Annotated in this window: 16 protein-coding genes; 11 read left to right on the top strand and 5 right to left on the bottom strand. The window is 48.8% G+C overall.

Going from position 1 to position 24,990, the window contains the following annotated elements; genetic code table 11:
* The first annotated feature begins 59 nt into the window (after positions 1 to 59).
* The 6 genes from KVT36_RS29220 to eboC all read left to right on the top strand — a co-directional run bounded on the left by KVT36_RS29220 (position 60) and on the right by eboC (position 10,007).
* Positions 60 to 1,802 (top strand): RagB/SusD family nutrient uptake outer membrane protein, encoded by a 1,743-nt coding sequence (locus KVT36_RS29220; RefSeq protein ID WP_217606975.1) that lies wholly within the window; start codon positions 60 to 62, stop codon positions 1,800 to 1,802.
* 127 nt (positions 1,803 to 1,929) lie between these two features.
* Positions 1,930 to 5,502 carry a VCBS repeat-containing protein gene (locus KVT36_RS29215; RefSeq protein WP_217606974.1) on the top strand — a complete coding sequence of 1,191 codons (3,573 nt, stop codon included), beginning with the start codon at positions 1,930 to 1,932 and terminating at the stop codon, positions 5,500 to 5,502.
* 37 nt (positions 5,503 to 5,539) lie between these two features.
* Positions 5,540 to 6,946 carry a vanadium-dependent haloperoxidase gene (locus KVT36_RS33305; protein ID WP_217606973.1) on the top strand — a complete coding sequence of 469 codons (1,407 nt, stop codon included), beginning with the start codon at positions 5,540 to 5,542 and terminating at the stop codon, positions 6,944 to 6,946.
* 208 nt (positions 6,947 to 7,154) lie between these two features.
* Positions 7,155 to 8,051: an EboA domain-containing protein gene (locus KVT36_RS29205; protein ID WP_217606972.1), complete on the top strand. Its 897-nt coding sequence runs from the start codon at positions 7,155 to 7,157 to the stop codon at positions 8,049 to 8,051.
* A 13-nt stretch (positions 8,052 to 8,064) separates the two neighbouring features.
* Positions 8,065 to 9,051, top strand: a complete 987-nt coding sequence (locus KVT36_RS29200; RefSeq protein WP_217606971.1) for a TatD family hydrolase — start codon at positions 8,065 to 8,067, stop codon at positions 9,049 to 9,051.
* A gap of 98 nt (positions 9,052 to 9,149) precedes the next feature.
* A complete protein-coding gene (gene eboC / locus KVT36_RS29195; protein ID WP_089908188.1) occupies positions 9,150 to 10,007 on the top strand; it encodes a UbiA-like protein EboC in 858 nt (285 codons plus the stop codon).
* Positions 10,008 to 10,138: 131 nt separating this feature from the next.
* Here eboC and KVT36_RS29190 read toward each other — a convergent pair whose 3' ends face one another.
* Both KVT36_RS29190 and KVT36_RS29185 read right to left on the bottom strand, forming a co-directional pair.
* Positions 10,139 to 10,777, bottom strand: a complete 639-nt coding sequence (locus KVT36_RS29190) for a response regulator transcription factor (protein WP_217606970.1) — start codon at positions 10,775 to 10,777, stop codon at positions 10,139 to 10,141.
* A 63-nt stretch (positions 10,778 to 10,840) separates the two neighbouring features.
* Positions 10,841 to 12,808, bottom strand: a complete 1,968-nt coding sequence (locus KVT36_RS29185; protein ID WP_217606969.1) for a sensor histidine kinase — start codon at positions 12,806 to 12,808, stop codon at positions 10,841 to 10,843.
* A 446-nt stretch (positions 12,809 to 13,254) separates the two neighbouring features.
* Here KVT36_RS29185 and KVT36_RS29180 point away from each other — a divergent pair, with 446 nt between their 5' ends.
* The 4 genes from KVT36_RS29180 to KVT36_RS29165 all read left to right on the top strand — a co-directional run bounded on the left by KVT36_RS29180 (position 13,255) and on the right by KVT36_RS29165 (position 18,768).
* On the top strand, positions 13,255 to 14,430 hold the full coding sequence (locus tag KVT36_RS29180; RefSeq protein WP_217606968.1) for a 3-dehydroquinate synthase: 1,176 nt from the start codon (positions 13,255 to 13,257) through the stop codon (positions 14,428 to 14,430).
* Between the two features lie 42 nt (positions 14,431 to 14,472).
* Complete coding sequence (gene eboE / locus KVT36_RS29175) at positions 14,473 to 15,684, top strand: metabolite traffic protein EboE (RefSeq protein WP_217606967.1); 1,212 nt, start codon at positions 14,473 to 14,475, stop codon at positions 15,682 to 15,684.
* A gap of 54 nt (positions 15,685 to 15,738) precedes the next feature.
* Entirely contained in the window at positions 15,739 to 17,103 is a 1,365-nt protein-coding gene (locus tag KVT36_RS29170; RefSeq protein ID WP_217606966.1) for an alkaline phosphatase family protein, read from the top strand.
* 324 nt (positions 17,104 to 17,427) lie between these two features.
* Positions 17,428 to 18,768 (top strand): Gfo/Idh/MocA family protein, encoded by a 1,341-nt coding sequence (locus tag KVT36_RS29165; protein ID WP_217606965.1) that lies wholly within the window; start codon positions 17,428 to 17,430, stop codon positions 18,766 to 18,768.
* Positions 18,769 to 18,866: 98 nt separating this feature from the next.
* On the opposite strand, the gene KVT36_RS29160 is transcribed toward KVT36_RS29165, so the two are convergent.
* The 3 genes from KVT36_RS29160 to KVT36_RS29150 all read right to left on the bottom strand — a co-directional run bounded on the left by KVT36_RS29160 (position 18,867) and on the right by KVT36_RS29150 (position 23,012).
* Positions 18,867 to 19,217, bottom strand: coding sequence for an MmcQ/YjbR family DNA-binding protein (locus KVT36_RS29160; protein WP_217606964.1), 351 nt, complete (start codon positions 19,215 to 19,217; stop codon positions 18,867 to 18,869).
* A gap of 500 nt (positions 19,218 to 19,717) precedes the next feature.
* The gene (locus KVT36_RS29155; RefSeq protein ID WP_217606963.1) at positions 19,718 to 21,484 is read right to left on the bottom strand and encodes a DUF885 family protein; all 1,767 of its coding nucleotides are present in this window, start codon (positions 21,482 to 21,484) and stop codon (positions 19,718 to 19,720) included.
* A 151-nt stretch (positions 21,485 to 21,635) separates the two neighbouring features.
* Positions 21,636 to 23,012, bottom strand: a complete 1,377-nt coding sequence (locus tag KVT36_RS29150) for a DUF1080 domain-containing protein (protein WP_217606962.1) — start codon at positions 23,010 to 23,012, stop codon at positions 21,636 to 21,638.
* 383 nt (positions 23,013 to 23,395) lie between these two features.
* Here KVT36_RS29150 and KVT36_RS29145 point away from each other — a divergent pair, with 383 nt between their 5' ends.
* The gene (locus tag KVT36_RS29145) at positions 23,396 to 24,223 is read left to right on the top strand and encodes a purine-nucleoside phosphorylase (RefSeq protein ID WP_217606961.1); all 828 of its coding nucleotides are present in this window, start codon (positions 23,396 to 23,398) and stop codon (positions 24,221 to 24,223) included.
* Positions 24,224 to 24,990: the final 767 nt, after the last annotated feature.

Here is a 24,990-nt window from a genome sequence, read left to right as displayed (position 1 = left end):
TTGCCTTAAAGCAGCAGGCCCGGTTCCAGGTGGTAACTCAAAGCACAAAAAATTTCCACATGAAAAATAAGATCATCATAGGCATGTTGCTGGCCGGAGGAATTGCAGTGGGGTTATATGCATGCAAAAAATCTTTCCTCTCACGGGATCCCATCGGTCAGCTGGGCGATGCAGACGTAGCTACCAAAAAAGGCGTGGAAGAGCTGCTCATAGGCGCCTATGCGGTGCTGGATGGCAACTATAACGGTTTTAACTGGCAGGCCTCCTGCACCAACTGGGTATACGGCAGTATTTCCGGTGGTGATGCGCATAAAGGCTCGAACGCCGGTGACCAGGCAGATATAAATCCCATTGAAAGATATGAGGCATTATCTACCAACGACTTTTTTAATGTAAAATGGAAAGCCGTTTACGACGGGGTAGCTCGCGCTAATAACGTACTGAAAGCACTGGCAAAGGCCGATGTAACGGACGAGGACCGTGGCCGTATACGGGCAGAGACCCGCTTCCTGCGTGGTTTCTATCACCTGGAAGCTAAGAAGATGTGGAACAACATCCCTTATGTAGATGAAACCGTTGACTACGTAGCCAACAACTACAAAGTATCCAACACGGAAGATGCCTGGCCTAAAATAGAAGCCGACCTGAAGGCCGCTTATGACAGCCTGCCGGCAATAATGTCGCAGGTAGGCCGCGCCAATAAATGGGCAGCAGCCGCTTTTTTGGCCAAAGCCTATATGTATGAGAAAAAGTATGCAGAAGCCAAACCACTGCTGGAAAGTATCATTGCAAACGGTGCAAATCCCAAGGGCGTAAAATATGCCCTGGCCGCCCGCTACCAGGATAATTATAATGCAGACACCAAGAACGGCCCGGAATCCATATTTGCTGTACAGTCGTCTGTAAATGATGGCGGTGCAGGTAACAACTCCAATCCCGATCAGATCCTGAATTTCCCTTACTCCGATAAAGGAGCCCCCGGCGGCTGCTGCGGATTCTTCCAGCCCACACAGGAGCTGGTGAACTCTTTCCGCACCGCAGGCGGCCTGCCTTTGCTGGATGGTACCTACAATGCCAACCCGGTAAAAAGCGATATGGGCGTAGCCGCTGATGCCGCCTTTACCCCGGATGCAGGTCCGCTGGATCCGCGCCTGGACTGGACAGTAGGCCGCAGGGGTATTCCCTACCTGGACTGGGGCGCACATCCCGGCATCTCCTGGATCCGCGACCAGTCTAACGGTGGCCCTTACTCACCTAAAAAGAACGTGTATTACAAATCACAGGAAAAGGTGCTTACAGACGGCTCCTCCTGGACCAATGGCCTCACTGCCATTAACTACATCCTCATACGTTATGCAGATGTAATTTTGTGGGCTGCAGAATGTGAGGTAGAGATCGGTTCCCTGGAAAAAGCCCGGCAGTATGTGAACCTCATCCGTGAGCGTGCCGCCAACGAGAACGGCTGGGTAAAAAATGCAGCCGGTACTGCACCCGCTGCTAACTATGTAATTAATGAGTATACAACTGCCTGGACCGATAAAAATGCGGCCCGTAAAGCAGTTCACTTTGAAAGGAAGCTGGAATTTGGAATGGAAGGCCACAGATTTTTTGATTTAGTGCGCTGGGGAGAGGCAAGTTCCACTTTAAATGCTTATATTGCATACGAAACGACAATAATGAGCCTGTTAAAAGGCGTTAAGTTCACTGAACCGAAAAATACTTATTACCCGATACCGCAGCGGCAAATTGATTTGAGCGCGACCAATGGGGTCTCCGCTCTGGAACAGAATCCTGATTATTGATCAGGTTTTAGAATGGCGGAAGGAGAGGCACTTGTGCCTCTCTTTTATTTCCATCTGATTTATATAAGAATACCACAACAACAGATACCTACAACACGCATTACAAGAGAACAAATTCCACCGGACAATGAAAGCGCCTAAACACTTAGGCTGGTGCATGTGGATGTTATTATTTACTGTAGCCTGTACGCATACACCTGTCCTGTTTGAGCAAATAACTGCATCCCGCTCAGGGATTGATTTTGCAAACACCATAACAGAAAGTGACAGCCTGAATGTGCTGAACTTTGAATACATCTATAACGGTGGCGGCGTAGCCATAGCCGATTTTAATAAAGATGGCAGGCCCGATGTGTTCTTTACCGGCAACATGGTGCCCAACCGCCTGTACCTGAATACCGGCAGTATGCATTTTAAGGATATTACTGCCAAAGCAAACGTAAATGTGCCCGGCCGCTGGAATACCGGCGTATCAGTAATAGATATTAATAACGATGGCTGGCCCGACCTCTACGTGTGCGCCGCCATGAAAAAAGACAGCGCGAGCCGGCAGAACATGCTGTTCGTGAACCAGGGCCTGGATAAAAGCGGCACACCGGTATTTAAAGAAATGGCACAGGAATATGGCGTTAACGATGCCGGTTATTCCATTATGGGCGCTTTCTTTGATTATGATAATGATGGTGACCTGGACCTGTATGTGCTCACCAACCAGATAGATTCTGCACACTTTCCCAGCAAATACAAACCCCGCCACCTGGACGGCAGCAGCCTGAATACAGACCGCCTGTACCGGAACGACTGGAACGATTCCCTGCATCATGCCTGCTTCACCAATGTATCCAAACAAGCCGGTATCCTCATAGAAGGTTATGGCCTGGGCATCAACATCACCGACATTAACCGCGATGGCTGGAAAGATATTTATGTAGCCAACGACTATCTCTCCAATGACATCTTATACATCAACAATCATAACGGCACCTTTACAGACCGTTCTGCCAACTACCTGAAACATACCGCCTACTCCGCCATGGGTACAGATATTAACGATATTAATAACGATGGCCTGGCCGACATCATTAGCCTGGATATGCTGCCGGAAACCAACCTGCGCCGGAAAATGATGATGAATGCCAACAACTATTTCACCTACATCAATAACGATCAATACGGTTACGAATACCAGTACCCGCGCAATATGCTGCAGCTGAACCAGGGGCCCGTACCCGGTAAGGATAGTATACCCGCCGTAGCCTTCAGCGATATTGGTTTTATGGCCGGCATAGCAGCCACAGACTGGAGCTGGACGCCCATGGTAACAGACTTTGATAACGATGGGTACCGGGATATTGTGATCACCAATGGTTTTCCGCGGGATATTACGGATCATGATTTTGTATCCTTCCGTGCAACCGCCACCCCTTATGCTTCTACAGAATTTATGCTGGAGCAGCTGCCCCGGGTAAAAGTGCCTAACTATGCTTTCCGGAATAACGGCAACCTTACTTTTTCCAATGTTACCAAACAGTGGGGCATGGAAGCCCCCACCTTCTCCAATGGCGCTGCCTATGCGGATCTGGATGGAGATGGTGACCTGGATTATGTGGTCAATAATATAAACGACGTAGCCATTGTATACGAAAACCATAGCAACAGGCAGCCCCATGCCGCGCACTGGTTACGTGTACAGTTCAAAGGCCCCCCGGGCAACCGTCTGGGCCTGGGCGCCTGGGTACAGGTAACTGCAGGTAATCAACAGCAACAGCAACAGGTATACGAAAACACTATTTACCGCGGTTATCTATCGTCCGTAGAAAATGTAGCGCACTTTGGTTTGGGCATTGCAGACACGGTTACCGCCGTTAAAGTAACCTGGCCGGATGGTAAGGTGCAGGTATGGAACAACATACCTGCCAACCAGGTATTAGCCGCAGACTATGCCAATGCCACGCCCGCGTCACCCGCCGCCACACCAGCCCTCAGTGCTCCGCTGTTTGCAGATGTAACAGACAGCAGCGGCATTACCTTTAAACACAAAGAATTTGATTATATAGATTTTAATGACCAGCGCCTGCTGCCGCATAAATTATCGCAATACGGCCCTGCGCTGGCCGTGGGCGATGTGGATGGCAATGGGCTGGATGATATTTTCATAGGTGGCGCCACCCAGTACAAAGGCACTTTCCTGTTACAGCAGCCCAATGGCAGGTTTATGGAAAAAGACCTGCTCCCGGGCCTGGCAGATAGCAAAGCCGCAGAAGATATGGGCTGCCTGCTGCTGGATGTGGATGGCGATAATGACCTGGACCTGTACATAGCCAGCGGCAGCTGTGAGAACAAAGCCGGCAGCCTTAGCTACCGCGACCGCTTGTACCTCAATAACGGCAAAGGCGGTTTTACAGAAGCGCCGCAGGCCCTGCCCGCCACTTATACCAGTAAATCGTGCGTAAAGGCCGCAGATTTTGACCGGGATGGTGATCTGGACTTGTTCATTGGCGGCAGGGTAGAACCGGGCAAATACCCCGCTCCTGTTAGCAGCTACCTGCTCAGGAACGATACGCACAACGGCGCTGTAAAATTCACAGACGTTACTGCCCAGGCAGCACCCGCCTTGCAGCACCTGGGCCTGGTATGTGATGCCCTGTTTACGGATTATGATAATGACGGTTATACCGACCTGCTGCTGGCAGGGGAGTGGATGCCGCCCGTATTCCTGCACAACAATAAACAGGGCCGGCTGCTGCCCGCTAAAACCGGGCTGGAAGCAGAAAAAGGCTGGTGGGGCAGCCTGGTGTCCGGTGATTTTGATAACGATGGGGATATGGATTACATAGCCGGTAACACAGGCCTTAATACCTTATACAGCGCCAGCGCGCAGGAGCCGGTATGTATCTACGCCGCCGACTTTGATAAGAATGGTAGCTACGATGCCATACCCACCCTGTTCCTGGCGGACAGTATGGGCCGCCGCCGGGAGTTCCCTGCCCATACCCGGGATGACCTGATCAAACAAATGATCATGATGCGGGCGCGGTTTCCTAAGTATCACGATTTTGCAGTAGCCACTATCCAGGATATTTTAAAACCGGAGGAATTGAAAGATGCCCTGCAGCTAAAGGCTGTCAACCTGCGCTCCTGTTATCTTGAAAATAAAGGTAATGGCCGTTTTACCTGCTCACCGCTGCCTTTGCAGGCACAGGTAGCGCCCCTGTACGGCATGGTGGCCGCTGATGTGAATGGAGATGGTAACCTGGATGTAGTGATCAATGGAAATGATTTTGGAACGGAAGTATCTGCTGGCCGTTATGATGCGCTGGATGGGCTGGTGATGCTGGGTAATGGCAAAGGAGCTTTTTCACCCATGGATATACGCAGCAGCGGTATTTACCTGCCCGGTGATGGTAAAGCCCTGGTGCAATTACAGGGGCCGCGCGGGCAGCTGTTGCTGGCAGCCTCCCAGAACCAGGGACCGTTAAAATTGTTTAGCAGCAGCAAAGCTGTGCGTGTATTGCCTTTGCAAAGTAAAGATGCCTGTTTAACGGTGCATTACGCCAACGGGCACACGCAAAAGCAGGAATGCAGCTACGGGCAGGGTTTCCTGTCACAGTCCGGCCGTTATGCAGCATTTACCGCGCCGGTAACAACGGTGGATATTACGGATTTCAGCGGCCGCAAAAGAACGGTTAACCTGCCGTAACACCAATAACATTGTAGTAAGTAAAAGAAATTCCACAGTGCAACGTATCATTCATATAAGTATCCTGTTATGCCTTACCGCTCTTTTTGCGTGTAAGCAGCCGGCGCCTGCACCTAAGGCCAATCCTGCGCAGCTGCAGGATCCGGAGGTGATGCATGCCTCCGTAAAACGCTTAACAGACGTAATTGTGTACGATATTTTTTCGCCCCCGGTAGCCAGCCGTATCTACGCTTATTCCTGTTTGGCTATGTATGAGGCGGCACGGTATAATGAGCCTGCATACCCTTCCCTGGCTGCGCAAATGTGGGCATTTGCGCCCATGCCGCAGCCGGAAAAAGATAAACAATACAACTTCCTGCTGGCCGGCGCCCGCGCCTTTGAAGTAATAGCGCAAAAGGTTACTTTCTCAACCGACTCGCTTAAACTGTTTGAGCAGCAGCTCTACAACCGCTTTAAAGCAGCAGGGTTGAATGATACCATCTTTAATAACTCTGTTGCTTTTGGAGAAGCTGTTGCCGCCAAAGTGCTGGAACGCGCTGCCAAAGACAATTACAAGGAAAGCCGCGGTTACCCGCGTTACACCGTACCCCGGCAAAAAGGCACCTGGCAGCCTACCCCGCCGGATTATATGGATGCGATAGAACCTTACTGGAGCAGCATTCACCCTTTTATGCTGGATACCTGCAGCCAGTTTAAACCCCTGCCTGCCAATAACTATAATGAGGCGGATACTACCAGCCGTTTTTACCGGGAAATGATGGAAGTGTACAACACCTGTACGCATTTAAGCAAAGAGCAAATAGCCATTGCCAGCTTCTGGGACTGCAATCCCTATGTAATGCATCATACCGGCCACGCTATGTTTGCCACTAAAAAAATTACCCCGGGCGGCCACTGGATGGGTATTGCAGCCATTGCCTCCCGGCAGGCCAAAGCAGGATATGTGCAAACTGCACAAGCCTATGCATTAACCGCCGCTACTTTGCTGGATGCCTTTATTGCCTGTTGGGATGAGAAGTACCGCAGCAGGGTTATACGTCCGCAAACGGTCATAAACCAGCTGGTGGATCCCGGTTGGGAGCCGCTGTTACAAACACCGCCTTTCCCGGAATATACCAGCGGCCATAGTGTAATATCCGGCGCAGCAGCCGTTACACTTACCCGGCTGTATGGCGATAATGTGGTCTTTGCAGACACCACGGAAGTGGAATACGGCGCCGGGCAGCGTAACTTTACTTCGTTCACACAGGCAGCAAATGAAGCCGGTATCAGCCGTTTATACGGCGGCATTCATTACCGCTCATCTATAGAGAACGGGTTACAGCAGGGCAGAAGCATTGGCGCATTCATTGTACAAAAAATACAGGTACACACCCCCGGTGTGCCGGTAGCGCAAAACGCCACCGCCTCCCTGCAGGCCGGTATACACAAGGCTAAACGGTAGATCCTGACAGGGGCTGTCATACCAGGTATTCATTTTCATGCACCTGTTCACAGGAGGGCATCTCCGGCACCGGCCGCAGCAGAAACCACTACGCTCCGGTCAGCATTCGGCGTTCCGCATTCAGCGTTCCGCCTTTTTTCCCGTTCATCAAATTCTGCTATCTTTATCCCCTTGATCATCTATTTTTCGTGATCAGAATACAGGCGCAATGGAGCAACCATATGACTATGACAGAGATAAGGTGAGCGCTTATCTATATGCTATTATTGAGCAGCGCAGTACAGATCAGGCCCTTGCCTGGCTGGCGCAACGCAGTAAAGTGTTGCAGGATTCAGCATCTGTACAACAGTTTAATCTGACCTTTAGCGCTATCCCGCGTTTTACAGGGAAAGAGATTGTTACGTTACCTGCCGGTACTACCCATGAGTTACAGGAAACCGCTCATGGATTCTTCGTACAGGGCTATACGTTAGACCGGCTGGCTCGTACCTGGTGGTTATTACAGTGGCCGGCAAATGACCGGGTTAATTACGTACAAACAATAGAAGGGCTGTTTAATGCCGCAGAAATGAATGAGCTGGTAGCGCTGTATGGCGCGCTGCCCCTGCTGCCCTGGGCGCAGGAGTGGAAGCTGCGCACTTCAGAAGGCATCCGCTCTAACATAGGCACGGTGCTGGAAGCTATTATGCTGCACAATGCGTACCCGGCCCGGTACCTGGATGAGCCGGCCTGGAACCAGCTGGTGCTGAAAGCATTTTTTACAGAGAAAGCCGTACATGATATTGTAGAGCTGGATGAGCGGGCCAATGCAAAGCTGGCCGCCATTCTTATTGATTATGCGCATGAGCGCTGGGCTGCCGGCCGCCCGGTAAATCCCATGCTCTGGCGCCTGGTAACCCGTTTTATTAATGATGCCAATATGCCGGATATACAACGGGTATGGCATTCCGCAGAAAATATTGAAAAGGAAGCCGCTGCCCTTACCTGCTATTATTCTACGTATGCCCCTGCCCGCGCACTGTTGCAGCAAGCACCGGTGCTGGAGCAGGAAATAAAGGAAGGCCTGTTAAGCTGGGGCCGGGTAGCAGCAAAACAAGTGAACTAAAAAGAGATTTTCCATGTGTTATAGTCATCAGTTATCAGAAAAGGACCTGCAGCCATTATCCGTGCTGCCGGATTACCTGGAGCATATTAAGGGAATGCGTTTCTTTGATCCGCATGTACATATGACTTCCCGTACTACAGACGATTACCAGGCCATGGCAGATGCCGGGGTCACCGCAATAATAGAACCCGCCTTCTGGCTGGGACAGCCCCGCACCGGGGTAGATACCTTCCGTGATTATTTCAGCAGCCTTATTGGCTGGGAAAGGTTCCGCGCAGGCCAGTTTGGTATAAAACATTATTGCACCATAGGCCTTAACTCCAAGGAAGCTAATAACGAAAAGTTAGCAGAAGCCGTAATGGAAATACTGCCCCTTTTCATTTACAAAGAGGGTGTAGTAGGTGTAGGTGAAATTGGTTTTGATGACCAGACAGCCCTGGAAGAAAAGTATTACCGCGCCCAGCTGGAGCTGGCTAAGGAAGCCAATTTACCCGTACAGATCCATACGCCGCACCGCGATAAAAAACAAGGTACCCAGCGCAGCATGGACATTGCCATAGAACATGGCCTGGATCCCGCCATGGTGATCGTAGACCATAATAATGAAGAAACCGTAAAAGAAGTGTTAGACCGCGGTTTCTGGGCTGCATTCACTATTTACCCCTTTACTAAAATGGGTAATGAGCGCATGGTAGAAGTGGTAAAACAATATGGCAGCGAGCGCATTATGATTAATTCTGCGGCAGACTGGGGTATCAGTGATCCCCTGGCAGTTCCAAAAACAGCAGCATTAATGCACGAAAGTGGTATTGACTTGCATGATATTCATTTGGTAACTTACCGGAATGCTATAACAGCCTTTGCCCAAAGCGGCCAGATTAATGAAGCCGACTTTGAAAAGGTGAAAACAGTAGATCAGAGTGAAAAATTTAACGGAAGCACAGTGCTAAGAGGCGGCCAGCAGCCGCGGATGGATAGGAACACTATGCGGATCCGCTAACGTAATGGATTGTATGGAGAAAAGCAGATTTATTGATAAAACCCCTATATCCGGTGAGTAGTTATATACTTAGCAAATCGTTGGGTTATTTGAAGTTGGTGCGACCAGCCAATTTGTTAACCGCAGTGGCAGATATACTGGCAGGGGTAGCTGTTTCCGGTTTTTTGCACAAAGCATATACAAACTACCTGGATCTATTACCCGTAGCCTGTTTGTGCCTGGCCACTGTAGGCCTGTATGGCGGCGGCGTGGTGTTCAACGATGTATTTGACGCATCCCTCGATAAAATTGAACGGCCCGAAAGACCCATTCCCAGCGGGCTGATAACAAAAACACAGGCAGTGATACTGGGCAGCTACCTGTTCCTGTTAGGCATACTGGCAGCATTTACCGTAGGCCGTGCCGCCGGTTATATAGCCCTTGCCATTATGGCCTCCGCGCTTATTTATAATAAGTGGGGTAAACACCTCAGCTGGGGGCCGGTGAACATGGGCCTGTGCCGTGGCCTGAACCTGCTGCTGGGCATAAGTTTAATTGAACCTGTATTACAACATTATACCTGGCTGGCCGTAATACCCGTTATTTACATTGCAGCAGTAACCGCCATCAGCCGGGGAGAGGTGTATGGCGGCAGTATTAAAACGCTGCGTATAACCGCTGTGTGTTATGCATTTGTATATGGCACTATCGGGGTATTAGCCGTGGCTAACAATCATTTATTACCGGCATTACCCTTTTTAGTATTAATGATCGTAATGATCAATGCGCCCCTGATCCGTGCCATGAAAGATCCCAGCGGGCCTAATATTGGGAAGGCCGTTAAGGGAGGCATTCTTGCCCTCATAGCCATGGATGCCGCCTGGGCAGCGGCTTTTGGCTCCTGGCCATATGCATTGCTGATCTTATTGCTGCTGCCGTTATCGGTACTATTGGCAAAAGCTTTTGCGGTAACCTGAGTAATGTGCAAAGGATAAATATGCAGATGTGCAAATGAAGTGCTCCGTGAAAACATTTTATGCACCGGTACTCACCAGCACATCAGCACATTCCCCTCATCTGCACATTTGCATACCGGCACATCCGCACATTAATCCAGCAGCCCTCTCCGTATCGCCTCCTTCACCAACCCTGCCGTGTTTTTCACCGCCAGCTTCTGGGTTAGGTTCAAACGGTGCGTTTCTACCGTACGCAGGCTAATGAACAGCATATCCGCTATTTCCTGGTTGGAATGTTCTTCCGCTATTAGTTTCAGTATTTCTTTTTCCCGGCGGGTTAAAGGTATTTCATAGCTGTTCCTTTTCTGGCCGGTCAGTACTTCATCCAGCAGGCTTTGTTTCAGGGAATCATCCAGGAACTGTTCGCCTGCATGCACTTTTTCAATGGCGGTTGCCAGCGTAGTGGGGTCGGTGTTCTTCAGCAGGTAACCGGCTGCCCCGTTGCGCAGCATTTGTTTAATGTAATGCGTTTCCATAAAGCTGCTAATGGCAATCACCTTAATATCAGGGTATGCTTTGTACACCTGCCGGCAAAGCTCCATCCCATCTATACCGGGCATTTGTATATCCAGTAACAGCACGTGGGGCGGGTTGGTGCTAAGACCATTAAGTAATTGACCCGGGTCAGTGGTCTCGTAAACAACGGAAATATGCGCGTAGGGCGCCAGCATAGTTTTTATGCCATTGATCACCAGTAAATGATCATCAGTAATGGCCACTTTAATCTGCATATAGTTTTAAATTATGGCTGCGCTGTAAACGGTTACTTAATACAGAAGGCTTATCGTTTACAGCTAATTATTGGTTACAATGCTTACGTCAAATTCAATGTATGCGGTAGTACCCTGCCCGCTGGCCGCATCAATGGCAATGTTACCATTCAGCGCCCGTATGCGGGACTGCAGGCTAATAAGGCCATTGCCATGCTGCTGCACATGCTGTTGGTTAAAGCCTACGCCGTTATCCTCTACTGTAATGGCCAGGATGCCGTCGTGCTGGGTTAGCTGCACCAGGGCTTCGCTGGCCTTTGAGTGTTTAATAATATTGTTCACCAGCTCCTGTACAATGCGGTATACAGACAGTTCAAAGTTGGGCTTAAACCGGCCGATATCCCCGTTAGTATAAAAGCTTACCTGCAGCGTGCCCGAGTAGCTGATGTTCTTACAGAATGTTTGCATCGCCTCTTTTAACCCCAGCCGGTACAGGGTTTCCGGCATCAGGTTATGGGCGGTTTTTCGTATATCCGTAATGGCGTCATCCAGCAGGCCAATGGCATGGGTATACGCCGGGTTCTGTTTTAATACTTCCTGGTTTTGCCGGATGGCGCTGAAGTGCATTTTTACGGCAGATAGCAGCCCGCCCACACCATCATGCAGGTCTTTGGACAGGCGCACCCTTTCCTTTTCCTCCCCCTGCATCAGGGCTTCCAATACCTGCACGGTTTTTTCCTTTTCCAGTGTTTGCAGCTGTTGCGCCTGCAGCTTGTTCCGTTGCCGGTAGCGGTACCAGAACAGGAAGGCCAGCGCCGCTAACAATCCAATGGCCAGCAGGAAAATGGCCTGCCACTTGGCTTTGGATGCCAGCTCCAGGTCTTTTTGTGTAAGCAGCAATTGCTTCTCTGCAAGTGCTTTATCTTTCTCAGCTGTTTGAAAAGCTATTTCCAGCTGATGCACCTGTTTGCGGGTGCTGGCGCCTAACAGCGTATCATTCAGCGCCTCATATAACTTACGGTATTGCAGGGCCTGCGCCGGCTGGTTAAGCGCTTCTTTTATTTCCGCCGCTGTTTGGTAGGTTTGGCGCAATTCATCATTGGCCTGCATGCGTTGGGCCAGTGTAATGGTAGCGGCAATCACCCCATCTGCTTTAGCTGCCTGCCCGGTTTTCAGCAGCTCCTGTCCAAAGCCCAGCTGTGCATATAAGCGGTAGTCCTGGTCATCATAAGTGTCTGTAATAGCCATGGTTTGCTCATATTGGCCCAGGGCTTTCTGGTGCTGGTTCAGGTCAGAGTAAATGCTACCGGTATTGATCAGCCCATCCATTACCAGCGTACTGTCGCCCAGGTAACGTCCCAGCTGTATCACCTCCTGGTAGGTGGCTATTGCCTCGGGAATGTGTTTTTGCCGGGTAAGGGCCCCGCCCAGGTTCACCAGCGCAGCCGCAATACGGCTGGTATCTTTAAGGGTCCGCGACAGTGCAAGGGCGCGGGTGGCGTACAGGTGGCTCTTATCATAATCCTCTGTATTGAAAAATACGGAGGCCAGGTTATTATATAGCTTGGTCAGCTGTTTGGTGTTCTTATGTTTTTCAGCCAGCGTTATAGCCAGCAGGTAATAGCGGGCAGCCTCCGGGAAGGCGCCCATATTATGATACTCGTTGCCAATATTATTGTAAGCCGCCAGCAGGTTGGGCTCATCTTTCAGCGCTTTAAAAATAATAGCCGCCTGGCTTACCAGGTGCAGGGCTTTGGCATACTCCCCGCGCTGGTTCAGCACAAATACATAATAGGATGTAAAAAGAGCTACGCCCCGCTGGTAGTGCATTTGCTGCGCCAGGTGCAGGCCTTTTTGGTAAAAAAAGGCAGCGCTGTCCAGCTGCTCCGGGTAATACAGGTCGCCATAATGAAAGCAGGCCATTACACTGTTGGTATCAGCCGGCTGGCGTTGCATGATGCGGTATAAGCTGTCTTTATGCAACGGTTGCTGGGCACGGGCATAAGATCCCGTGAAGCAGCATAGCAGTATGTAAATAAAAATCCTGTTCATACCTGTGATCTTGGTGTTGGCGTACCCCACAATATGCGCCGGAGCGCTATTGCAACAAATGATGTGTACGAAAAACCTACAGCTTTGTTACAGGGTTAACAGTTGGGTAGTAGTGTTTTAAATGTATTGTCCGGTGCAAAAATCGTTATTTCAGTTTAGATGCACAAGAGGGAACAGTCCTGATCTTTTACGTACTAATACGTAACACGGAAATTGGGGATTACTACGCTTATGGGCCCGCTGGAAATCCGCTTATTTTACAGTCTTAAGGATCCAATAATCTCTGCATATAGATAAGAGGCACATGTAATGCCCTCAAAACAACAAGCTCCGGTGTTTACCGGGGCTTTTTACCGTTAAAATAATTGCGGCGCCCGCCCCGGCTAATTTTAGATATTTTTGTACTTTGATACTTTAATTTATTCAACAGAAAGGAGTTTTGGGAGATGCAGATCAGCAATTATATCCAGCAGTCATTCCAGGTAAACTATGCTTACCGGGTTTTCTTTACCCATCATATTTTCAGCCCAGATAATAATACACTGTCGGCCTACCTGCAGGAGCAGGCCAGCCCCTATTATCAAAAGCGGTTGCTGGTAGTGGCAGATGAAGGGGTATGGCAGCAGCACCCCTACCTGCAGCAGCAGGCAGGCGCTTACCTGCAAAATGTACCCGGTTTCGAGCTGGCCCCGGAGATCATTATTATTCCCGGCGGGGAAGCAGTGAAGAATGATGAGGCGCTGTTTTTCCGTTTGGTTGATGCCATTGACAAATATGCCATTGACCGCCACTCCTTTGTAATAGGCATTGGCGGCGGCTCTGTACTGGACCTGGTAGGTTTTGCCGCAGCAGTATCACACCGCGGGGTGCGGCATATTCGTATACCCACTACCGTATTATCGCAGAACGATTCCGGTGTAGGGGTAAAGAACGGAATTAACTATAAAGGCAAAAAGAATTTCTTAGGTGCTTTTGCGCCACCTGCCGCGGTATTCAACGACGCACATTTTCTAACCACCCTGGAAGACCGCGACTGGAACGCCGGTATGGTAGAAGCAGTAAAAGTGGCGCTGATAAAGGATGCCGCCTTTTTTGAGTGGATGGAACAGGAAGTAACAGCCCTGGCTAACCGCGATATGGAAGCCATGCAACAGCTGGTATACCGCTGTGCAGAGCTGCATTTGAGCCATATTGGCGGTGCAGGTGACCCGTTTGAAAGCGGCTCATCCCGCCCGCTGGATTTTGGCCATTGGAGCGGGCATAAGCTGGAACAGCTTACCAACTTTACCTTGCGCCATGGCGAGGCAGTTGCTATAGGCATTGCATTAGACAGCGTATACACGCAGCTGTTAGGTTGGCTGGATAAAGATGCAACAAACCGTATCCTGCATTTATTGCAGGGAATGAACCTGCCTATTTATCATCCCCTGCTGGATATGCAGGCAGGCGCCACATCGCCGGTAATAAAGGGTTTGGAAGAGTTTCGTGAGCACCTGGGCGGCCGCCTTACCATTTGCCAGCTTAAAGGCATTGGTTATGGTGCAGAGGTAAATGATATGAATATAACACTGCTGCAACAGGCCGGTGAAATACTCAAAAAGTTATCAGCAGCTGGCGAATAGTATAATATATGTACCTAAGTACGCATCAAAAGAACTGTAACTATGCAAACACCTTACGGTCATCTTACCTACTGCACTAATATACACCCCGGTGAAAACTGGGACGCGCATTTTAAACAGCTGCAGCTGCATATACCATTGGTAAAAGCTGCCTTAAGCCCGGATCAGCCTTTTGGTATTGGCCTGCGCCTTTCCAATAAAGCCAGCCTGGAGCTGAGTAAAGAAGCGGCTTTGCAGGAGTTTAAAGCCTGGCTGCAGGAGCAGGACTGTTATGTGTTTACCATGAATGGTTTTCCTTACGGCGGTTTCCATAATGTAACGGTAAAAGACCAGGTGCATGTGCCCGACTGGACCACCGGCGACCGCGTAACCTATACCATTCGCCTGTTCCGCTTACTGGCAGCGCTGTTGCCGGAAGGTATGGAAGGCGGGGTATCCACCTGCCCCTTGTCTTATAAATTATGGAACCGCTGTGCAGAAGAAAAGGCATCTGTCACAGAAAGCGCTACCTTAAACCTGTTATTAGTAGTAGAGCAGCTGGCCCGTATACGCCGCTCCGGCGGGCCTTTGCTGCATATAGATATAGAGCCTGAACCGGATGGTTTGCTGGAAAATTCGCAGGAATATATTGACTGGTATTTTCAGCAGCTGATGCCCGCAGGCATTCCTTTCCTGTCAGATAAATTAGGTGTAACGGAAGAAGCAGCAGCTCAGATGCTCAAAGACCATGTGCAGCTGTGTTATGATGTGTGCCACTTTGCGCTGGCCTATGAGCAGCCGGAGGCCGTGTTGAACAGCATGCGGCAGTATGGCCTTAAAATAGGTAAGCTGCAAATAAGCGCAGCGCTGAAAGCCTTACTGCCGGCAGCCGGCAGCCAGGAGCGCGCCAATGTTATAGATGCCTTCCGTGCCTTCAATGAGCCCACTTACTTACACCAGGTAATAGCGCGTACCGGTAACGGCTACACGCATTATCCTGATCTGCCGGAAGCGCTGGCCGATGCAGAGAACCCGCAGGTGCATGAATGGCGTTCGCATTTTCACGTGCCCCTGTTCATAGATCATTATGGTTTACTGTCAGCCACGCGGGAAGATATTCAGCAGGTGCTTGCGCTGCAGCAAACGCAGCTCTTCACCACCCACCTGGAAGTGGAAACCTATACCTGGGAGGTATTACCGCCGGATCTGAAGCTGCCCATGGACCAGTCTATAGCGCGTGAGCTGGCCTGGGTACAACAACAATTGGAATTATAAAGCATTCATTATAGCTTTGTTAAGGATTAGTAAGTACGGTCATATCAATGTTCTATGAGAAAAACAGTAGTATTGGATGTAGTAGGGCTGTCTACATCAATAATAGGCAGGCATACACCATTTTTACAGCAATATGTACAACAGCATCACCTGGCTACGGTAAAGCCCATGTTACCCGCCGTAACCACCGCAGTACAAAGCACCTATGTAACCGGTAAATGGCCTGCGGAACATGGCATTGTTGGCAATGGATGGTATGACCGGGAAGATTGTGAAGTGAAGTTCTGGAAACAATCCAACAAACTGGTACAAAGCGAGAAGATCTGGGAAAAGGCAAAACGTCTGCAACCGGATTTTACCTGCGCAAAAATGTTCTGGTGGTACAATATGTACTCCACAGCAGATTACTCTGTAACCCCGCGCCCGCAGTACCTTTCAGACGGGCGTAAAATGCCGGACTGTTATGCGCATCCCGCTTCTTTAAGAGATCACCTGCAGAAAGAGCTGGGCCAGTTTCCGCTGTTCCAGTTCTGGGGGCCGGGCGCCAATATTAGATCCACTCAATGGATAGCAGATGCATCCCAGGTAACAGATAACCTGTACGACCCAACGCTTACCCTTATTTACTTACCTCACCTGGATTATTGCCTGCAAAAGTTTGGACCCGATGAAAGTAAGATCAGCAAAGAGCTGCAGGAGATAGATAATGTGTGCAAACAGCTGGTTACCTTCTATGAAAAGAAAGGTGCGCAGGTGATCCTGTTATCAGAATATGGTATTAACCCGGTGAATAACCAGGTACACCTGAACCGCATATTACGGCAGGAGGGATTGTTGCAGATCCGCGAAGAAAGAGGATTGGAGCTGCTGGATCCCGGCGCCTCAAAAGCCTTTGCCGTAGCGGATCACCAGATAGCGCATATTTATATCAATGACCTGGCCAGCGCCAAAAAAGTGCGGAATATTATTGAAAATGTGCCGGGTGTGGCACAGGTGCTGGACCGGGAAGGTAAGCGTAAACACCAGCTGCACCATGAGCGGGCCGGTGATTATATATTGGTAGCGGACAGCGATAGCTGGTTCACGTATTACTATTGGTTAGATGATAATAAGGCGCCGGACTTTGCGCGTATTGTAGATATTCACCGCAAACCCGGTTATGATCCGGTAGAGATGTTCCTGAACCCCGCAGACCCGCTGGTGAAAGCAAAGATCGTAGGTAAGCTGCTGAAAAAGAAAATGGGCTTCCGCTACCTGATGGATGTTATTCCGCTGGATGCTACGCTGATCAAGGGCTCACATGGCGCTTTGCCGGCAGATAGCGCCTACCATCCGGTGCTTATTACCCCGCAGGCGCTGAATAAAGAGCAGCTGGCAGCAACAGATGTATATGATGTGATCTGGAATACTATGCAGTAACGTATTATTGTCCTACACCACTGTGGTGTAGGACAATCCAATCCTTAACTTCACCACCACCATCAACACTTCATCCTCCAATCCTCAACGCATCTTTCAATACCTGTCCTCCAACCCTTAATCTCACCGCTACCACCTGACTTCTCATCTTCCAATCCTTCCAACCTGTCACCCGCCATCCATTTAAACCCAAACACCTTCTTCATTGTTAACTATAATCGCTCGCTCATCACTAATTATTTGCATTTCTATTCTTTGTTCCCTTATTTTATACTTTATGCAACCGATTGTAGTTGCGGAGATCATCCTAAAAAAACACACGTAATGAAAAGACGAGATTTCTTGAAAACCGGTACCATGGCTGGCATGGGCGCTGGTCTTACCTACCTTAACTTCCCGGTGTTCGGCCAAAAGGCCCCCAGCAATAAAGTAGTACTCGCTGTAATGGGTGTGAACTCCCGCGGTAACTGGCTGGCCCAGGTAGCCGCTAAGTTGCCCGGCGCAGAAATTGGTTATATATGCGATGTGGAGGACGGCGCCATTGATAAAGGCCTGAGAGCCGTTGCCCGCGCCGGGCAGCAGCGCAAACCCGAAGTAATTAAAGACATCCGCAAGCTGCTGGAGAAGAAGGATTTTGATGGGCTGATGGTAGCCGCTCCTGACCATTGGCACGCCCCAGCTGCTATTATGGGCTGTGCAGCCGGTAAACATGTGTATGTAGAAAAACCCTGCAGCCAGAACGGGAATGAAGGCGAGCTGCTGGTACAGGCAGCCCGCAAGTATAACCGCCTGGTGCAAATGGGCAACCAGCGCCGCTCCTGGCCCAATTTACAGCAGGCCGCAAAAGAGGTGAAGGAAGAAGGTATTATAGGTAAGGTATATTATGCCCGTGGATGGTACGTGAATAACCGCGCGCCCATTGGCATTGGTAAAAAAATTGCCGTACCCGCCACCCTGGACTGGAACCTATGGCAGGGCCCTGCGCCGCGTAAAGATTACCTGGATAATATAGTGCACTACAACTGGCACTGGCGCTGGCATTGGGGCACCGGCGAAGTTTGTAATAATGCCACGCACGAGCTGGATTGTATGCGCTGGTTCATGGGCGTGGAGTTTCCCACCAAGGTAACCTCTGCCGGTGGCCGTTATGCCTACCCGCCGGATGATTGGGAAACACCGGATACCCAAACCATCAATTTTGAATTTGAAGGCGGCAAGTCCATTTCCTGGGAGGGCCGTAGCTGTCATCCTTTTGAGCTGGAAGGCAGTGGCCGCGGTTTCGTTATTTTTGGCGATAAGGGCAGCCTGTATAACTCCGGCGGCGATAGCTACAAGATCCTGGATATTAAAGGCAAGCTGGTGAAAGAAGTAAAACAGCAGGATGCGCAGCAGAATGTAACCAATACCGTAAGCCCGGGTGGTGAGTTCCTGGATGGTATTCATATCAACAACTTCCTGGAAAGCATTCGTGGTAAGGCTAAGCTGAATTCAGATGTTGAAACCGTGGGGCATCCGTCAGTAGTACTATGTCATTTGGCTAATATTGCACAGCGGGAAGGGCGTGTGTTACACTGTGATCCTAAGAACGGACATATCCTGGATGATGATGCAGCGGCTGCGCTGTGGTCCAGAACGTATGAGAAGGGCTGGGAACCAAAAGTATAATTTCAATATATGATTTACGATTTTAGATTTGGGGGTTATTGAGAGGTATACACGATCGCATGATCAAATCTAAAATCGTAAATCTAAGATCTAACCATTTACACTCTCGCCTTTAAAACGGCATCCCGTTCTTCCGGAGGCAGCATCTTCACAACTAGGTCATAGGCCTGTTGTATAAAAGCCTGCAGCTCGCTCCAGTCAAAATTGGAAGGATGTTTTACCTGCACCCAGTGATAGCGGGCCAGGTAGGGCATAGGCACAATATCAGGCCTTGCTATCAGGCTGTGAAATTGGTCCGGTGTGCATTTGAAGGACAACTTGTAGGGAGAATCTACCCGCATGGAGCAGAACAGCTTTTCTCCTACAGAGAAACACATTTCCTCATTCCACTTCTCTTCGGCGGTTACGCCCGGAAATGACAGGCAGTAATTGAATGTAAGATCTAACATAATGCCCCTAGGTTAAAGCAGTTAATAAAATAGATAACCTGTGCTGATTAAAGCACCAAGCCGCAAAAAGAAATGAGGTCGAAAGCTGGATTGACTGTCAAGAACCAGTCAGCGGCGTTTCATAGAATAAAGCGTGGCTGAAAGTTGGTAACCATCCAATAAAAAAATATGGTCAATCTGCCTCTGACCTGAAGGTTCCCTCTGATGTTGTGTTGATCCCGTATAGCCATATAAATTTAAGTATCTTTTCTCAAACAGAAATGATAAAATTGTTAATGTTGGGCCTGACAAAAACGCCTGCTGGGAACGGGCTGAATGCCATTTTAGGTAAAGCGCGCTGTAAATAACAGATGATAAAAATGAGCATGTATAAGAACTGTGGTCACAGTGCCCTACTTAAACAAGCAAGAAGGGCAACAAAACAATTTTAAGCATAGCTCTCATTGTTTTATTGCCCTTTTGGTAAAAAACTTTCAGGTGAAGTTACCTAACAGAAAGCATTATTTTTCAAAGCGGCGTTTCATTTTTTGTTCCAGGATGCTCAACGGCACGCTGCCGTCTTTCAGCAGCTCATCATGAAAGTCTTTCAGGCTAAACTGGTTACCCAGCAGCTGCTCATACTTATGCCGCAGCTCCAGTATTTTCAGCTCACCGGTTTTGTAGGAAAGCGCCTGCCCGGGTATGGCCATGTACCGCTCTATTTCGGCAGTGGCATCATGTTCAGAGGTAGGCTCATTATCCAGCATATATTTCAGCGCCTGCTCCCGGCTCCAGCCTTTGGCGTGCATCCCTACATCCACCACCAGGCGGATGGCGCGGTGAATTTCATCGCTCAGGCGGCCAAAGTATTGGTAAGGATTCGTGTATAAGCCCAGCTCTTTACCCAGGCCTTCACAGTACAGAGCATATCCTTCACCATAAGCTCCATTCCAGCTAAAACGCCGCAATTTGGGCAGGGAATCATTTTCCTGCTGCAGGGATATCTGGAAGTGGTGTCCCGGAATAGCTTCGTGTAAGAACAGGGATTCCATGCCTACATAGCTGAATTCTTTAGCGTTCAGGATGGGTACGTAAAAAATACCGGGACGGGTACCATCGGCGCTGCCCTGGTTATATTCCGCACTGGCTGATGCGGCGCGGAAAGCCTCTGTTTGCCTGATCTCAAACGGTGTTTTAGGAATATGCCCGTATATGCGCCGCACGTTAGGCATGATCTTATCTTCAATGGCTTTAAAAGAATCCAGCACCTGTGCCGGTGTTTTAAAGATCTTGAACTGTGCATCATTGCGCACAAATTCAAAGAAGGCCGGCAGGTCGCCTTTAAAGCCGGTGCTGTTTTTTACTGCTTCCATTTCACCGCGTATGCGCGCCACTTCTTTTTCGCCGGTAGCAAATATTTCATCCGGTGTTTTATCTGTAGTGGTCCAGTAACGGATCAGGTAAGCGTAATAGGCCTTACCATCTGGTATGCCTCCAATGCCGCTGCTGGCGCGGGCTTTAGGCAGGTACTCCTTTTCAAAAAAGGTTTGCAGCTTGGCGTATGTAGGTAATACATACTGTTCAATGGTCTGGCGGTAGGTGCCGGCAAATGCAGTGTCAACCCCGGCTGGCAGGGTTTTCAGCGGGCTGTAAAAAACATTGCCGGTATCTTTTTTAGCCAGGTCCCTCATTTGCGGGATCACTTTTACCACCAGTGTTTTGGGTAATACATAACCCGTTTCCATGCCTTTGCGCATGCAGGCAATAGCGGTATCGCCCCACTCTGCAAAGCTTTTCATACGCTGCATAAATTTCTCATAATCCTCTTTGGTCTTGAACGGCTGTGCGCTGGTGCCGGAGCCCAGCTGCCCCAACGTAAGCGTAAGGCCCCAGAACTGTTGTATAGGCATCAGGTGATCATGGAATTGCAGCCCTTCTTTGTAGATGTTTAATTCACGTTGTAATACATCGTAGCTAATACGGTCATTGGGTGTTAAAGCAGCAGTGTCCACACCCTGTAATTGTTGCAGGTAGTTGCTGAAGAAGCTATCCTCGCGCTGGCGGAAAGCCTGGCTAATATCAATATTCAGCAAGCCATCATATTGATGTTCGCCATTGAAAGTAGCATCCAGGGGGAACAATTGCATTTTCCCGTCATAATACTTATCAAGTATATGATGGAGTGAATCGGCAGCAGCCTTTGTATCCTGCCCGCCCTCATGAGTGCTGCAGGCGTTGAATCCCAGTACTGTGGCCAGTAGTAAGCAAATAGATCTTATTGTAATCATTGAAGTGGGTTTGACTAAAAATAAAAAAACACTCCGAAGAATCGGAATGTTTTATATAGAACAGTGAACAATGAAAACTTTTTAATGACGGTGTAGCATGATCTGCAAACGCACTTAATCGATTACCACTATACTAAGACCGCTGCACCGGTTATAATGTTTTTATACGCAGGCTGCGGAAGGAAACCTCATTACCATGATCCTGTAAGAGAATGTGACCTTCCGGCCATAAGCCGAAATTTTGCCAGTTTTTATATTTGCTGATGGCTACTAAGTCTTTGAAAGCCTGTGACCCACGTTCATACTCCAGCACTTTGAAGCCGTTTAGCCAATGTTCCACATGGTTATTTCGAAACACAATAATACGCCCTTTATTCCATTCTCCAATCGGTTTCAACGCTTGTTTTATCTGTTTTCGAGGCATCAGGTCATACAGGGACGACAGGGTACGATCCCCATCACGCCCCAGCTTGGCATCGGGATGTTTTTCATCATCCAGCACCTGGTATTCCAGCCCAATAGCTGATTTACCGTCTGTTTTATATGACTCGTTAACAAAATATTTCAAGCCGCTGTTAGCGCCTTCTGTTAGCTTAAACTCAAATTCCAGCTCAAAAGTGCCGTATTCCTTATCGGTTACAATATCGCCCCCGGAGCCCATTTCATTCCCGTTAGACTGGTGAATGGTAATGGTGCCGTCATTCAGTGTCCAGCCGGCGGTTGGAAACTCTTTTTTATATGCGCCTCTCCAGCCTTTGCTGGTTTTGCCATCCCATAACAGCTGAAAACCATTCTTTTTCTGCTGGGCGGAAAGATCGTTCGGGATATTATCTACAACATAGATCTGGTCATACGGAGAATACTGGTTATTAGCCGGATCTTCTATGATGCGGATATTACGCCAGCGGATATTCTTACCTGCATCGTCGGCTTTTTTGCCAATGCTATGTACCTGCAGTGCAATGAACCCTTTGGCCAGGGCTGTATCCACTAAATGAGCAGTAGGTACGCCATTTACCCAGGTGCGTATTTCAGAACCCCGGCATTCTATACGGTATTTATTCCAGTCGTTTTTCTTAAAAGCATTTTGTCCGGCCGGATTAAGCTCCATGGGATATTGCCAGCCGCGGCGTCCTTCCTCATAAATACCTCCGCTCCATTTCCTGTCTGAGGGGTCTATTTCCATCTGGTAACCAAACACGCGGCCATTCTGGTAATCCTGCCGGCTTTGGCTGCGGAACTGAATGCCGGAGTTAAACTCTTTGTCCAGCTTAAATTCCAGTTCCAGTATAAAATTGCCGTATTCTTTTTCTGTAGCCAGGAAAGAGTTTGGTGTTTCTAATACAGTTGTCCCGATGATTTCGTTGCCTGTTGCGCTGTATTGAGCTTTACCACCCAGTTGTTTCCACCCCTTCAGGTCCTTGCCGTTAAAAAGTGATTGCCATTGTCCTTTCTTGTCGCCCGGACCGGCGCTTACTACGCCGTGTAACAGCAGTGCACTGCTGCATAGTATTAGTAATTTTTTCATCCCGTGTATTTATAGTTTTAGCAGGTGCCGCAAGTGCGGTATCTGATTAGTGTTTCTCTACATGCTGATTCTGACCCAATTTATAAAATTTGGGGAGAAAATACACAACCGATTGCATGAAATTGTGATGAACGGAAAACTTATCAGGCCGGGCCGTTGTTACAGCCGGCTGAAATGCTTACCTGTTCAGCAATGTGGTGTATGCAACCGTTTGCGTAAAAATGCAAAAAAAGAGTGTTAATTACTGTTAAATTTTGTGCGATTATTTGCTGAATAAACCCGCTCCGGGCTACAATAATTTGCCCGCAGAATGTTGCCTCCGTTCCGGCGGTAAACCTGCTTTTCCCGTTTTTTCCTTCCTGATTTTCCTTTTTCTTTGTGCCATGCAAACACTTTTACAACAGATCAATGACACGGCAGCTTATTTGCAAAAGTTCAACTATCACCAGGCTAAAGCAGGTATTGTGCTTGGTACCGGGCTGGGAGAGCTGGTGCAGCATATACAGGTCGAAAAAAGCATTCCTTATCACGAGATACCCCATTTCCCCGAATCTACCGTGGAATCGCATAAAGGGCAGCTGATCTTTGGCCGCATAGGAGCCGTACCAGTAATAGCCATGCAGGGGCGTGTTCATTATTATGAGGGGTATACCATGCAGCAGATCACGTTTCCCATACGCGTAATGAAAGCACTGGGCATACAACAGCTGCTGCTTAGCAACGCGGCCGGCGGCATGAATCCCGCATTCAAAAAGGGCGACCTGGTGTTGCTGGATGATCATATTAACCTGCAGCCGGAAAGCCCTTTGCGCGGATTAAATTCCCCGGCTTTCGGGCCCCGCTTCCCGGATATGAGCAGCCCGTATGATAAAAACCTGGGGCAGCTGCTGTTACAGGCTGCTGCGGATAAAGGATGTACCCTGCACAAAGGGGTATATGTTTCCGTAATGGGCCCTAACCTGGAAACCCGTGCAGAATATCGTTTTCTGCGGATGATCGGTGCGGATATGGTGGGTATGAGCACCGTGCCGGAGGTGATTGTTGCCAATCAGTTACAGCTGCCCTGTGCTGCTGTTTCCGTGATCACCGATGAATGTGATCCGGATAACCTGCATCCGGTTTCTATTGAGGAGATCATTGCTGTTGCGGGCAAGGCAGATGAAAAGCTGAGCAGTATTTTTGCAGAAGTAGTGAAGCGGATTATTCTGTAGGAGGGAAGAAGGTACGGATTATCAGACCGTACCAATATGGAAGTATAATAACCTTCCCTGGCATGCCGTTCCCGGCAGTCGTGCCGTTCTATATTACAGGCAATGGTACGGTACCATTTTCCAAAAGTTATTCTTCTGTGACGCGCCATACCGTATTCCTTATTTTTTCATCATAGCCTTCACATCTGTCGCGGCTGCATTCAAAGCCAAATGAATATACGATGATTTCCTCCCCTTCCGGTGTGGTCAGAAAGTATTGGCTGAAATACACTATATAAGTGATCCCAGCGTCTGTTGTAAATTGATAACCGTCTTTGTGAGGAGCTAGATTATATCGGTTTAACAAACTTTATATCTTTAAGAGAAGATAAGGATTGTCCTTTACGGATAGCCGCATGAATCCTTTTCTTATCTTCAAAGATCTTTATAAAAGGATTTTCTTCCTTTTTGTGGTAGGTGCTAATATGTGGCTTCTTGTTTTTCACTAATAGTGAAGTTAGTGTTTTTTTTCAGATAAAAGCCACTAAAAAAAATAAAAAATTCCTATAAGGTGCTTATTTACAAGCAGATAAGTCTCTTCCTGGGTTTTAAGAATAGCCTATAAAGCAGAAGTCCCGCCAACCGGCGAGACTTCTTGATGTTATCTTTTATTGTCTTCTTCGTCTTGATCTTCTTCATCCTCATCGTCGTCAAAATCATCGTCTTCATCGTCTTCATTAAAATCATCATCCTCCTCATCGTCTCCGTCCTCGTCGTCATCATCCTCT

Source organism: Chitinophaga sp. GbtcB8, from assembly GCF_019091455.1.
In the GTDB taxonomy this organism is placed as follows: domain Bacteria; phylum Bacteroidota; class Bacteroidia; order Chitinophagales; family Chitinophagaceae; genus Chitinophaga.
The sequence above is the reverse complement of the archived record's forward strand: the minus strand, read 5'-3'. Positions and strand labels throughout refer to the sequence as shown.